The organism is Bacillus sp. LJBV19 (genome assembly GCF_017797845.1).
GTDB classification, from domain to species: domain Bacteria; phylum Bacillota; class Bacilli; order Bacillales; family Bacillaceae; genus Bacillus; species Bacillus velezensis.
The window spans coordinates 737,541-751,078 of record NZ_CP072563.1 but is presented as its reverse complement, the minus strand read 5'-3'; the positions used below and the strand labels follow the sequence as shown (position 1 = coordinate 751,078).

11 protein-coding genes and 1 pseudogene are annotated in these 13,538 nt (G+C 47.9%); 4 read left to right on the top strand and 8 right to left on the bottom strand.

The window, feature by feature from the left end; genetic code table 11:
* Positions 1-62: 62 nt before the first annotated feature.
* The 3 genes from J6600_RS03790 to J6600_RS03780 form a co-directional block, all read right to left on the bottom strand.
* Positions 63-1,499, bottom strand: a complete 1,437-nt coding sequence (locus J6600_RS03790; RefSeq protein WP_007408966.1) for an anion permease — start codon at positions 1,497-1,499, stop codon at positions 63-65.
* Positions 1,500-1,623: 124 nt separating this feature from the next.
* Positions 1,624-2,889 carry a pectate lyase gene (locus tag J6600_RS03785; protein WP_094247166.1) on the bottom strand — a complete coding sequence of 422 codons (1,266 nt, stop codon included), beginning with the start codon at positions 2,887-2,889 and terminating at the stop codon, positions 1,624-1,626.
* 163 nt (positions 2,890-3,052) lie between these two features.
* Positions 3,053-3,400: a YflT domain-containing protein gene (locus tag J6600_RS03780; protein ID WP_003155650.1), complete on the bottom strand. Its 348-nt coding sequence runs from the start codon at positions 3,398-3,400 to the stop codon at positions 3,053-3,055.
* A 192-nt stretch (positions 3,401-3,592) separates the two neighbouring features.
* On the opposite strand from J6600_RS03780, the gene J6600_RS03775 reads away from it, so the two are divergent.
* Positions 3,593-3,943, top strand: coding sequence for a DUF3212 family protein (locus tag J6600_RS03775; protein WP_014720846.1), 351 nt, complete (start codon positions 3,593-3,595; stop codon positions 3,941-3,943).
* 127 nt (positions 3,944-4,070) lie between these two features.
* Positions 4,071-5,090 (top strand): NADP-dependent oxidoreductase, encoded by a 1,020-nt coding sequence (locus J6600_RS03770; RefSeq protein WP_014417163.1) that lies wholly within the window; start codon positions 4,071-4,073, stop codon positions 5,088-5,090.
* A gap of 54 nt (positions 5,091-5,144) precedes the next feature.
* On the opposite strand, the pseudogene J6600_RS03765 reads toward J6600_RS03770, so the two are convergent.
* Positions 5,145-5,542, bottom strand: a pseudogene (locus J6600_RS03765) (GNAT family N-acetyltransferase).
* A gap of 71 nt (positions 5,543-5,613) precedes the next feature.
* Entirely contained in the window at positions 5,614-6,744 is a 1,131-nt protein-coding gene (locus tag J6600_RS03760) for a DEAD/DEAH box helicase (protein WP_021495144.1), read from the bottom strand.
* A 171-nt stretch (positions 6,745-6,915) separates the two neighbouring features.
* On the opposite strand from J6600_RS03760, the gene J6600_RS03755 reads away from it, so the two are divergent.
* The gene (locus tag J6600_RS03755; RefSeq protein WP_012117051.1) at positions 6,916-8,472 is read left to right on the top strand and encodes an ABC-F family ATP-binding cassette domain-containing protein; all 1,557 of its coding nucleotides are present in this window, start codon (positions 6,916-6,918) and stop codon (positions 8,470-8,472) included.
* Positions 8,473-8,515: 43 nt separating this feature from the next.
* Here J6600_RS03755 and J6600_RS03750 read toward each other — a convergent pair whose 3' ends face one another.
* The 3 genes from J6600_RS03750 to J6600_RS03740 all read right to left on the bottom strand — a co-directional run bounded on the left by J6600_RS03750 (position 8,516) and on the right by J6600_RS03740 (position 12,266).
* Positions 8,516-9,700: an MFS transporter gene (locus tag J6600_RS03750; protein WP_007408959.1), complete on the bottom strand. Its 1,185-nt coding sequence runs from the start codon at positions 9,698-9,700 to the stop codon at positions 8,516-8,518.
* Between the two features lie 63 nt (positions 9,701-9,763).
* Positions 9,764-10,186 (bottom strand): MerR family transcriptional regulator, encoded by a 423-nt coding sequence (locus J6600_RS03745; protein ID WP_003155658.1) that lies wholly within the window; start codon positions 10,184-10,186, stop codon positions 9,764-9,766.
* A gap of 190 nt (positions 10,187-10,376) precedes the next feature.
* Positions 10,377-12,266 (bottom strand): ABC-F family ATP-binding cassette domain-containing protein, encoded by a 1,890-nt coding sequence (locus J6600_RS03740; protein ID WP_031379284.1) that lies wholly within the window; start codon positions 12,264-12,266, stop codon positions 10,377-10,379.
* A gap of 158 nt (positions 12,267-12,424) precedes the next feature.
* Here J6600_RS03740 and J6600_RS03735 point away from each other — a divergent pair, with 158 nt between their 5' ends.
* The gene (locus J6600_RS03735; RefSeq protein ID WP_025649929.1) at positions 12,425-13,492 is read left to right on the top strand and encodes a glycosyltransferase; all 1,068 of its coding nucleotides are present in this window, start codon (positions 12,425-12,427) and stop codon (positions 13,490-13,492) included.
* The last annotated feature ends 46 nt before the right edge of the window (positions 13,493-13,538 follow it).

Below are 13,538 nucleotides of genomic sequence, written 5' to 3'. Positions count from 1 at the left end.
GCAGGCCCTTCCCATTCCCTACAGAAATAAAAAAAGGCAGACCTGAGTCTGCCTTTTTTCTTCTACCATAACCCTAATACTTTCCACCATAATCCGCCGATCACAAGCCATGTCACAATATGGACGATTGACAGGATAAAGCCGATGGACCACCATTTGCTTTGCGATATATAACCCGCTCCGAAAAAGACCGGAGCCGCTCCCGAGCCGTAATGCGTCGTAGAACCGAAAAGGTTGCTGAAAAACGCCAGGCTGAGCGCCGCCAACAGCGGCGGAGCGCCTGCCGCCACGATGACGGCGAGAAATGCCGCATACATGGCGCTGATATGCGCGGTTGCGCTCGCAAAGAAGTAATGCGTGTAATAATACACGACAATCAGAATCATAAATGCCACAATCCATGAAAAACCGGAAACAGAAGATTTCATCATATTGCTGAACCAAGACACCATACCGAGCTCATTCAGGAAATTCGCCAGCATCACAAGCGCCGCGAACCAAGTCAGCGTATCCCATGCACCTTGTTCTTTTTTGATGTCCTCCCATGTTAATACCTGTGACAAAAGCAAAACGGATAATCCGATCAGGGCCGTCGTCGTTGCGTCAATATTTAAGCTTCCTCCGAAAATCCACAGCGCAAGCACCAATAAAAAGACGATGACCATGGAGAGTTCGGATTTTTTAAACGGACCCATTTCTTTCAATTTTTCCGTTGCGATTTTAGCCGCATCCGGTGTTTCTTTAATTTCCGGCGGATACAGCTTATAAATGACGAGCGGCGTAATGATTAAGCTCGCCAATCCCGGTACAATGGCCGCGATTGCCCAGCTTGTCCATGTGATGTCCACCCCTGCGACATCGTGGGCCAGCTTGGCGATCAGCGGGTTCGCCGCCATTGCCGTCAAAAACATCGCAGACGTAATCAAGTTTCCTTGAAAACCGGTTTTTAATAAGAAAGCGCCGATTTTCCGCTCTGTTCCGTCTGCCGGCGTTGATCCGAAAGTTTCGGATAATGATCTGATAATAGGAAAAATAATGCCGCCCGCCCGTGCCGTGTTGCTCGGAATGGCAGGTGATAAAATTAAATCACTGAAAAGCAGTGAATAAGAAAGGCCGAGTGTTTTCTTCCCGAACCGTTGTACGAATACGTAAGAAATCCTGGCGCCGAGCCCGGTTTTGATAAATCCCCGGGAAATAAAAAAGGCGATGACAATCAGCCAGATTGTCTTGTTTCCAAATCCGCTTAACGTATTTTCAATAGATAGCGTTCCCGTTAACGCGGTGACTGCCAATGCAAAAATTGCAATTGCGCCCATTGGCAAGGGCTTGGAGATAAAGCCGATAATTGTTGCGACAAAAATAGCGAACAAATGCCATGCTTTAGGTTCAAGTCCGGACGGCGCGGGAATAAACCAAATGATTAATCCCACAGCAACAGTAATAAGCAAAGGAATGATTTTTACTGCCTGCTGTTTTTTTGCGTCTTTTTCTGAAGCCATTACAGGTCTCCTCCTATTTTGTTGTCTTCCATCCCCTATCCCATTTTACTACTTAACTAAGTTAATAAACGTTTTTGTTAATTAAAAAACACAAAGGAATATTTTCCTTTGTGTTTCTTGTTTCTTATTTTAATATGCCCGACCCGGCTTTAGATATAACATCTGATTTTACATTTGATGATGAGCCGATGGAACCGTGCAATGACGGTGTCCAGCCGACGGACTGACTTAATCCGTTGGCGGCTGACGCGTTAATGGAGGCGCCGTTTAAAAGAGTGCCGTCTTCATGAAGCGCTTTTCCGCCGCTGAAGACGCTGATGACTTTATCAGCAGCCAGTCCCGGCACTTCAAAGACATTATTCTGGGCATATATTTTTGACGCGTGGCCCGCGCCCCACGCATAGCTGAACGGGTATGCGGCGCTTTTCGAGCCTGCGTAAAAATTATTATAAATATGAACCTGCCCGTACCGGACCCGCGGTGCGCGCTGGACGATGTTCTGGTAATAGTTATGGTGAATGGTCACCTTCAGTTTTCCTTCATCCGACGTCTTGCTGTCGCTGTTTCCGATGACGGAGCCTTTGTCATGGTCATGATATTTATTATAGGACAATGTAATATAATTCGCCCCGTTGGCTATATCCGTCTGGCCGTCATGGTGCTGAAATTTTCTCCCGTAATAGTAGGGAAAACCGCTGTCGGGATTCGATCCGTCATTAAAGGTGCAATGATCGATCCAGATGTGCGTCGCGCCGTTAATGGTGATATTGTCATATTCCGAGTTCCAGTTGCCGCTGCTGCCGTCCGTCGGGTCCCATTGCGGAAAATAGTCGTAAGCGTCTTGAAATTCAATGTTGCGGATGATGACATTGTCGACGCCGTTCTTTATATTAAAACTTCCGCCTGTCACTTTGGCATTTGAACCCGAGCCGATGATCGTCGTATTTGAAGGAATGTCAACCACGACCCGTGCCTTCTGGTTTTTTTGCGATCGCTGTCTGGCGTCTTCCTGGGTGCCTGACGGCGCTTTTTTCCCCCATTTGTCCGGGTCGTACGCCTTCAGATAGGCGTTGAGATCATATGCCGGATCTTTATAATCATTAAAGCCGAGCGTTTTATTGCGGTCGTCCGTATTCATATTGATTGTGCCTTGTATGTAAATAATCTTCGGCGTGCTGTTGGCGCTTCCCCCTAATGCAGAAACGAGCTGCTGTCTGTTTGATACGGTGTATACATTCGATGAAGAGGCTTTCGCGCCGCCGGTTGTCCCGCCGGAAGCGGCTCCCCAGCCGTCATTTGTTCCTAACGTCTGCCGTCCCAGATCAGCGGCATAGACGTCCGCAGGGATCATACATAAACAAACCGCCAGCATAAGTAACATTTTTTTCATGAATTGTGCTCCTCCTGATTCCGTATTCCAATTTATTACAATTGAATTGTATCAAATCAGTTGAGAGACAGCACCGAAAATGTACAGAATGTGCCTTTCGGTTTTATTGCGGAAACCGCAAAAAAATCCCAAGGGACCGAAAACCCCTTGGGATCTGTTCAGCTTACGCCCATGATTTCACTTTTTCGTTATCCGTGACAAACAGAAGAACTTTTCCTTCATCTAAGCGCTTTTCAAATTGTGATGCTTCCTCTTCTGAAAAGCCGATTTCGTGAATTTTGTTGCGGAGCTCGTCGCCTTTTTTATTAAACATATTGCCGACTGCGTGTTTAATGCCCGTTTCTTTCGCTCCGATGGTATTGACATCAGTATTATCTGCCAGTCGGTCCGTTCTGTCGTCATCATGAGAAAGCACATATACATCTTCTTTTGCGACACCCAATTGCTGAAGCTCTTTTACGTCCTGCATCAGTTTTTGATCATTTGTATATTCTCTTACTACCGGTTTCATTGATAAGTCCTCCCTTTTGTTTTTGTATATTGGATGTTTACCCGCTCAACCAAAGGTCAAACAATAGAAAGAGAGTTCCGTGAGTAAAACGGGCAGATTGTCGGTGGATATTTTCTGGCGGGACATGTTACAGTAGGGAAAGCTACTTTTATCAGAAAAATAAAAATCTTCATGAGCCGATTAAGCAGGGAGGTGGTTCCTATTCATTACTTTTCACCGGAACAGCGATTTAACGCTTGGGTTGTCAGTGATTTAGTGAAGCAGGTATTCCGCCGGCATACCCGCTGCCCGGATGGAATAAAAGAGCTTACGGCCTTTGCTGAAGATACTTTTCATATTAATATCGATTTCGTTTTCTCTATCATTATCAATATCGGTGATATCGAATCCGTTCTGCCGACAGAAATTGAAAATAGGCTGGGTTCTTATCTGACCGCGCTTCAGCCCGTCGTTACCGCTGACATGCTTCATTCTTCAAAAACGAATGCCTATGAATATTTGGAACATGAGAAAAACACCGATGTGTACCGGTTATTCTATTAAATATGCATATAAGGAAAGAAGGGCCCTGGCCCTTCTTTTTTTATGACCGCTGACGGTTTGATTTTGTAATCGGGAAATGGTTCGTGTTACATTTGGAACAACCACTTATCTTGAAGGAGGATTCAGTATGCCGAATAATCAGCAGCAAATTCAATTGGCAAGACGCCCCAAAGGCGTTCCCGCCCATGACGATTTCCGCTTTGAAACGATTGCCGTACCCGAACCGAAAGACGGCGAAGTGCTTGTGAAAACGAGTTATGTGTCCGTTGATCCGTACATGCGCGGACGGATGCAGGATACAAAATCATATGTAGAGCCGTTCGCTTTAGATGAAGCCATAACAGGCGGAGTGATTGCCGAGGTTCTGACAGACGGCGACCAGCTGAAAAAAGGAGATGTTGTGATCGGAAATCTCGCGTGGCAGGAATATTCAGCCGTCAATGAGTCCGCCCTCCGCAAGTTGGATACGGATATCGCACCCGCCCAGGCGTATCTCGGCATTTTAGGGATGACCGGACTGACCGCTTACTTCGGGCTGCTCGATATCGGCCGTCCGAAAAAAGGCGAAACCGTCGTCGTTTCAGGCGCGGCGGGCGCCGTCGGCTCAACAGTCGGACAGATTGCCAAAATCAAAGGCGCGCGGGTTGTCGGCATCGCCGGATCTGATGAAAAAATCGCGTATTTGAAAGAGGAGCTTCAATTTGATGAAGCCATTAATTACAAAACGGCGGATGATATTCAAAAAGCGCTGGAACAGGCATGTCCTGACGGCGTCGATGTCTATTTTGACAATGTCGGCGGACCGATTTCAGATGCGGTGATAAACCTGCTGAATGAATTCGCCCGCATTCCGGTATGCGGAGCGATCTCATCGTACAATACCGAAAGTGAAGAAGAAGACATGGGCCCCCGCGTCCAGCCGAAGCTGATCAAAACAAAAGCGCTGATGCAGGGATTCATCGTCAGTGATTATGCTGACCGCTTTTCCGAAGGTGCGAAACAATTGGCCGAATGGCTTAAGGACGGAAAGCTTCATTATGAAGAAACGATTACGGAAGGATTCAGCAATATTCCTGACGCGTTCCTCGGCCTGTTTAAAGGAGAAAATAAAGGCAAACAGATCATCAAAGTCAGTGATCTAAGTTAACATGATGATGAAAAAAAGGAGGGCTTTGTCCCCTCCTTTTCTGTTTATTTGGGATCAGCCGCGAAGAATCAAAGTAAGAAAGCCGTCTTCATCCGGCTCCGTATCTTCCAAAGTGAATCCCGCTGCTTGAAAGCAGGCTAAACTGATTTGATTGTCTTTTTCGATGCTTGCCGCCCATTCCCGCACGCTGGTAAACCCAGGGTCAGTCAGCAGTTTTTGCAAGATCTGTTTTCCGTACCCTTGAAGCTGGTATAAAGGATTGACGATCAACCCGATATACGCCCGCTCATCCACAAACTCTATAGAGTCCATGCCTGCCGGACACTCCCCGTCATATGCCATAATGGCAGCATCGCATCCATTCTCCGTTTGATATTATCGTTCTTAAACCAGTGTTCAAGTATTTTCAGCTCGGGTTCCTTCAATATTTGACATCTGTCTATTGAAACCATCTTCCCGCCCCCGCCTGAACCTTTTCTATTATTTTACAACAAAAAAAGAAGGGCTTCCCGCCCTCCGTTTCTTATTTCTCAGATAGTTTTCCGCCTGAATAAACGGCCTCTTTCAGCTCAATTCCGAGTGATTTGGCCATTTTTTTCAGTTTGGATTCTTCCATCGGCGTGACAAGGCTGAGTACGGTTCCTTCTTTACCGGCCCGCCCCGTCCGGCCGGATCTGTGGATATATCCGTCTTCATTCGGTATGTCCGCGTGAATGACGTACGGAAGATCATCGATATCGAGTCCGCGCGCCGCTATGTCAGTCGCCAGAAGCAGCGGAAATTCTCCCCGTTCAAACGCTGATAATATCTTTGCCCGCTCCATTTTTTTCGCTTCTCCGTGCAGGATGCCGAGATCCACGTGGTGATAGGCGAGTTTTTCCGCATAGACGCTTAAATTTCCGATATCTCTGACGAACACGAGCGCCTGCATGCCGTTCAGCCGTGACAGCTTTTGCAATAGCTTTACTTTATCCCGCTGATCGCAGACGAGATATTGATGCGTGACCCGTGCTTTTTCCGCCGTATTCCGCTCCACTTTCAAAACGGCCGGTTCGTGTGCGATGGTATTCAGCACCTGTTCTGTTTCCGGCTGCAGCGTAGCGGAAAAGCTTAAAAGCTGTCGGTCTTTCAGCGTCGTTTTAATGATTTTTTTCATCGTTTCGCGGTGTTCCTGTGTCACGAGCTGATCCGCTTCATCAAGAACGATCGTCTTGACTTCATGCATTTTCAGCTTTTTCGCCTGAATCAATTCGAGCACCCTGCCCGGTGTGCCCGCAATGATATGCGGTTTATTTTTGAGCTTTTCCACCTGCTTTTTCACGTTTGCTCCGCCGATCAAAGACAAAGCGCGAAGATCAGAGCCTTTTTTCCACTCCTGAATCACTTGGAAAATCTGCATCACCAGCTCGCGGGACGGCGCTAAAATGATCACTTGCGGATGTTTCTGTTCCGGGTTGATCCGCTCCAGAACCGGAAGCGTGTACGCCAATGTTTTTCCCGTTCCCGTCGGGGATTCGGCGATGACGTCTTTCCCTTCCATGATCACCTGAGCGGCTTTTTCCTGAATGACGGTCGGCTCCTGAAAACCTGAGGCCTCCCAGTTTTCGGCGATAAATGGTTGTGTATGCTGTAAAAATGGCCATGTTTGGGTCATGTCGTTCTCCTCAATTCTTAAAATCTACTCCATAGTATCTCAAATGCACGCGCTAAACGCAATTTTCTTTTTCCTTCCAAGCCTTTTAACAAACGGTCTCCTCCTTTATAATCATAAATGAGAAAGACACATGATAAATAAAGCGTGTCTGATAACGATAGAGGTGTAATGATGAGTATTTTATCCGTAAAAGATTTAAGCCACGGCTTTGGTGACCGTGCGCTTTTTAACAATGTATCGTTCCGTCTTTTAAAAGGGGAACACGTCGGCTTAATCGGAGCAAACGGCGAAGGTAAATCAACGTTTATGAATATTATTACCGGAAAACTTGAGCCTGATGAGGGTAAGGTTGAATGGGCGAAAAATGTGCGCGTCGGCTACCTCGATCAGCATACCGTGCTTGAAAAAGGAAAAACGATCCGCGACGTGCTGAAAGATGCGTTCCATTACTTATTTGCAATGGAAGAGGAAATGAATGAGATTTACAACAAAATGGGCGAAGCGGACCCTGATGAGCTTGAGCAGCTGCTTGAAGATGTCGGTGTCATTCAAGACGCCCTGACAAACAATGATTTCTACGTGATTGACAGCAAAGTTGAAGAAATCGCCCGCGGCCTCGGCCTGCAGGATGTCGGCCTTGACCGCGACGTCACAGATTTAAGCGGCGGACAGCGGACGAAAGTGCTGCTCGCCAAACTGCTTTTGGAAAAACCGGAAATCCTCCTGTTGGACGAACCGACGAACTACCTTGATGAGCAGCATATTGAATGGCTGAAACGCTATTTGCAGGAATATGAAAATGCGTTCATCTTGATTTCTCACGACATTCCGTTTTTAAACAGCGTGATCAATTTGATTTATCATGTAGAAAATCAAGAGCTGACGCGTTATGTCGGTGATTATCATCAGTTCATGGAAGTATACGAGGTGAAAAAACAGCAGCTCGAAGCGGCCTATAAAAAGCAGCAGCAGGAAGTCGCAGAGCTGAAAGATTTCGTCGCCCGCAACAAAGCGCGGGTCAGCACGAGAAATATGGCGATGTCCCGCCAGAAAAAGCTTGATAAGATGGATATGATCGAACTGGCGGCTGAAAAACCGAAACCGGAATTCCATTTCAAGCCTGCGAGAACGTCAGGCAAGCTCATTTTTGAAACGAAGGACTTAGTCATCGGCTACGATACTCCGCTGTCACGCCCGCTCAATCTCAGAATGGAGCGCGGACAGAAAGTCGCCCTGTACGGCGCAAACGGCATCGGGAAAACGACGCTGTTAAAAAGCCTGCTCGGTGAAATCCAGCCGCTGGAAGGCACGGTGGAACGGGGCGAGCATCAATACACGGGCTATTTCGAGCAGGAAGTGAAAGAAACCAATAACAATACGTGCATCGAAGAAGTGTGGAGCGAATTTCCTTCCTTTACCCAGTACGAAATCCGCGCCGCCCTCGCCAAATGCGGCCTGACGACCAAACACATTGAAAGCCGCGTCTCCGTTCTCAGCGGAGGAGAAAAAGCGAAGGTCAGATTGTGCAAGCTGATCAATTCAGAAACAAACCTGCTCGTGCTTGACGAACCGACAAACCACCTGGATGTCGATGCGAAAGAAGAGCTGAAACGCGCGCTGAAAGAATACAAAGGCTCCATTCTGCTGATTTCCCACGAACCCGAGTTCTACATGGATATCGCGACGGAAACATGGAATTGTGAATCTTGGACGACGAAAGTGCTGTAAACACAAAAAGGAACTCCCGCCTGTGCGGAAGTTCCTTTTTTTCTTAATGTCCGGCTTTTATTCCGGCGAGATGTTTGCGTCCCATGAGAAGGACAAGCATGCCGACAAAAACGACGATCCCGCCTACTGTATATGGTGTGCTTGCGGTGAAGTGTTCTGACAGCATTCCCGCAATCCACGGAGCGAGCGCACCGCCGATAAAACGGACTGAGCTGTAGGCTGAAGACGCGATTGAACGTTCAACCGGTGCAGAACCCATTACAGCGGTTGTCATGATCGTATTCACCATACCGAGAACAGCACCGGCGACAACGATACACGTAATGATCAACGTCTGATGGTCAGTCCAGATCCCCATGACGATGAGAATGACCGCAAAGGCGATAAAGAGAACGACGAGCGAACCCACTGTTCCCAGCGCTTTGTGCACGAGCGGCGCCGTAAAGACTGACGTAATTGCCAGCAATAACCCCCAGCCGAAGAAGACGTATCCAAGGCCGTGTTCATCTAAATCCAGCACGAACGGAGAATAAGCAAGCAAAATAAAAAATCCAAAGTTGTATAAGAATGCAGATACTGCCATTGTCAAAAGGCCTTTATATTTGAGCGCCTTCATCGCATCAAACACACCGACGCGTTTCGCCGGTTTCGGCAGCTTCGGCAGCATGAGTGAAATCGCGCAAAGCGCTATGAACATGAGGACAGACACTCCGAAGAACGGAGCGCGCCATGAAATGCTGCCAAGCTCTCCGCCTGCAAGCGGCCCGACGGAAATCCCCAAGCCGAGTGCAGCCTCATACAGAATAATGGCTTTGGCGCTGCCGCCGACAGATACCCCGACAATGACGGCAAGCGCGGTTGAAATAAAGAGAGCATTCCCAAGCCCCCAGCCGCCGCGATAGCCGACAAGCTGAGCGATTGAACTTGAGCTTCCGCCGAGAGCGGCAAACACGATGATAAAAATAAGTCCGAGAAGCAGCGTCCATTTTGCGCCGATCCGGCTTGAAATCGCGCCGGAGAAAAACATCATAAAACCGGTAACGAGCAAATAACTTGTAAATAGCAGAGATACTTCACTAGGTGAAGCATGTAATTGTGCGGCGATCGCCGGAAGAATCGGATCGACAAGACCGATTCCCATAAAGGAAATCACACAGGCAAACGCAACCGCCCAAACGGCTTTCGGCTGGCTGAATAAGCCTGTTTTCTGTTGTGATGATGTATCCATTTGACCAAACCTCCTGTTTCATCCATTAAAAGAAACGCTATATCCATAGCGTTTACAGCAAAATCATTCGATTGATTGAATGGCGCGGTCAGCTTTTTCTTTCATTCCGTTAAGGCGCGTTTTAAAATGCTGAAATGTGCTGATCTTCTCATCAATCATCTCAAGCTGGTGGTTCAAAGCGTGCTGAATCTCTTCCAGCTTTTCTTTCCGTTCCTTCGGATCCAGTGACAACAAGTACCCCTCTTTGTTTAATTCCAGCTGACGGCTCATCTCCATAAACTGCTGAAGCTCCTGAAGGGAAAAACCGAGCACTTCTTTTGTGCTGGTGACTTTTTCGAGCTCCTCCATATCATCTTCAGAGTAAAGCCGGACGCCGCCTTCTGTCCGTTTAGGAGCAGGAATCAAACCAATCTCCTCGTAAAAACGAATGGTTCGTTTTGTCAATCCGCTTCGCTTGGCAACTTGATCAATCTTCATCCATTCCAAGGTGAATCCCCCTCTTGTCGTATCTGTTTCTATTATACACCATTTGAACCTTAACGTAAACGTAAACTTTTTTACGCCTGATAAACTTTGCTTGGACAAAACGTTTGTCTTTAAAGCGCCGGGAGACATCTGTGCAAGATAAAAAAAGCCGGTATGACCCGCCATCTTTCGGGGGCCGTACCGGCTTTTCTTAATTCTCAAGTTCTTCAATCATCAGTGACAATTCGGTCCAGCGCTCCATCGCCGCTTCAAGCTCTTCAGCCGTTTTTGCCTGTTCGGCCATCAATTCTTGGATCTTTCCGAAATCGCTTCCCGCTTCAGCGATTTCCGCTTCCAGACGCTGATGCTTTTCTTCAAGGCCGGCGATTTTGTCTTCGATGCCGTCCCATTCGATCTGATCCTTATATGAAAGCTTTTTGCGCTTTTTCTTCGGCTCTTCTTCCGCCTTTTTCTCTTCGGCCGGCTGTTTTACCGCCGTCTTCTTCGCTTTTGCGTGTTCCATGTATTCACTGTACGAACCTTGGAAACGGGAAATGACACCTTGTCCTTCAAATACGATCAGGCGGTCAATGACGCGGTCAAGGAAATAGCGGTCATGGGATACGGTGATGACGACGCCTGGGAACTGTTCGATATAATCTTCGAGCACGCTTAATGTTTCCGTGTCCAGATCATTGGTCGGCTCATCTAAAAACAGCACATTCGGTTCCTGCATCAGTACATTCAGCAAGTACAGACGGCGCTTTTCCCCGCCCGACAGCTTTCTGATATACGTCTGCTGCATCGGACGCGGGAACAGAAAACGCTCAAGCATTTGTTCCGCGGTGATGACATCGCCTTCCGCCGTTTTGACGATTTCAGCCGTCTCTTTTATATATTCAATGACTTTCATATCACCGTTCATTTCGCTGTGATCCTGGGTGTAGTAGCCGATCCGGACCGTCTGCCCGATGGTGATATTGCCGCTGTCAGGCTGAATTCTGCCGGCGAGGCTGTTTAAAAGTGTCGTTTTCCCGATTCCGTTCGGCCCGATGATGCCGATTCGTTCCCCCGGGATGACAAGCTCATTAAACTGGCTGATCAGCGCTTGGCCGTTATAGGTAACGGAGACGTTATCGGCTTCGATTACTTGTTTTCCGAGACGGTGGGAGCCGATCGCGAAATCGAGTGATCCGGATACTGCCGGCCCTTTTTGCTCTTTGAGCGCCTCCGCTCTGTCCACTCTCGCTTTTTGTTTCGTCGAGCGCGCTTTCGCCCCTCTTCTGAGCCACGCCAATTCGCGGCGCAGGAGGTTTTGACGTTTTGTTTCTTTCTGCTCCGCCAGCGCTTCCCGTTCGGCCCGTTTTTCCAGGAATACTTCATAGTTTCCTTTATACGTATAAAGGCTGCCTCTCTCAAGCTCGTAAATTCTGTTCGTTACCCTGTTCAGAAAATATCTGTCGTGCGTGACAAGCATAACGGCGCCCGGATATTGCGATAAGTAGCCTTCCAGCCATTCAATCGTTTCATTGTCCAAGTGGTTTGTCGGTTCATCCAAAATGAGCAGGTCAGCCGGCTGGATGACGTTTTTCGCAATCGCGACGCGCTTTCTCTGGCCGCCGGACAGCTCGCTGACATCCTTCATCAGATCGGTGACGCCAAGTTTGGTTAAAACCGTTTTGGCTAACGTATTCGCCTCCCACGCATCATTCGCGTCCATTCGGGCCTGCGCATCAAGCAGCTGTTTCTGGCGCTGGTCATTTTCCGGTTCTTCATTCAGCGCCTGAAGCGCTTTTTCGTATTCTCTCATCGTTCTCATGACGGCTGATCCGCCGGAATAAATATGCTCAAGTACGGTTTGTCCGGCCGGAAGCTCAGGGTCCTGATGCAAAAACTCAATATGCACGTTTCCTGAGGCCGTAATCTCGCCTTCCTCCGTTGATTCAAGGCCGGCAATGGTTTTCAGAAGCGTAGACTTCCCCGTTCCGTTCGGGCCGATTAAACCGATTCTTTCATTCTCTTCAATATGAAAGGAGATATGGTCGAATAATGTCTTATCTCCGTATGTTTTATAAAGGTTTTCCGCTTTTATGATGCTCATGGTCCCTATCAATCCTCACGTAAGTTCATGTGTTCATTTTAAATCAGGCGCTGGAATAAAACTAGTAAAAGGACAGACAATTTTCTTGGAAGAGATCATTTTGTCCGAAGAATGTTTCCGCCTCTCCTTTTATACACTGGAGGGGAAGAGGTGATGACATGATCAGCGTCAGTTTGTGCGTTATCGTGAAAAATGAAGAGGAAGTGCTTGCGGGCTGTCTTGATTCCGTCAAAGACATTGCGGATGAAATTGTGATTGCTGATACGGGCTCGACCGACCGGACGAAAGAAATCGCGGCCCGTTATACGGATAAGATTTATGATTTTGAATGGATCGATCACTTTGCGGCCGCCCGTAATTTTGTGTTTTCGAAAGCGGAAATGGATTATATTCTGTGGCTGGACGCCGACGATATGCTGACGGAGAAGGACCGTGAAAAGCTGATTGAACTGAAGGCGTCGCTTTCAAAAGAGGTGGACGCGGTATCCATGTATTATCACGTCGGCTTTGATGATCGGGGAGAGGTCAGCTTCAGATACCGCCGCAACCGACTCGTCAAGCGTGAAAAAGGGTTCCGCTGGATCGGAGCCGTGCATGAGTATCTTGAAGTATACGGAAACATCATAGAAACCGATATTGCCGTCACACACCGGAAATCCGAGAAAAAGCACTCGCCTCCCTCAGACCGCAACTTGAAGATTTATGAGAAAATGGCCGAAAACAGTGAAACGATGACACCGCGCGATTTGTTTTACTTCGCGAATGAATTAAAAGATCACGGCCAGTATCAGCGCGCCATCACGTATTATCACCATTTTCTTTCCACAAAACAGTGCTGGATCGAAGACGAGATCAGAACGTGCCAATATCTATCCGATTGCTACAGGGCGGTCGGCCATGAAGAGGCCGCCATGACATCTCTCTTAAAATCATTTCTGATCGATTGTCCGCGGCCGGAGTTCTGCTGCAGGCTCGGCGACTATTTTGCGGAGAAACGGCAATACCGGCAGGGCGTGTTTTGGTATGAGCTCGCCCTATCCGCCAAAAGCAGTGATGCAGGCTTTACCCAGCTCGAATATTCCACCTGGTATCCCCATCTGCAGCTCTGCGTCTGCCACTGGCAGCTCGGCGACAGAGAAAAAGCGAAGATTCATAACGATAAAGCCGCCTCCTATCATCCGTCACATCCGAGTGTCCTGTATAATCAAAACGTGCTCGGCACATAACATCGAAAAAAAGAGCTGCCCCCGTATGAAGGGCAGCTCCTTATTG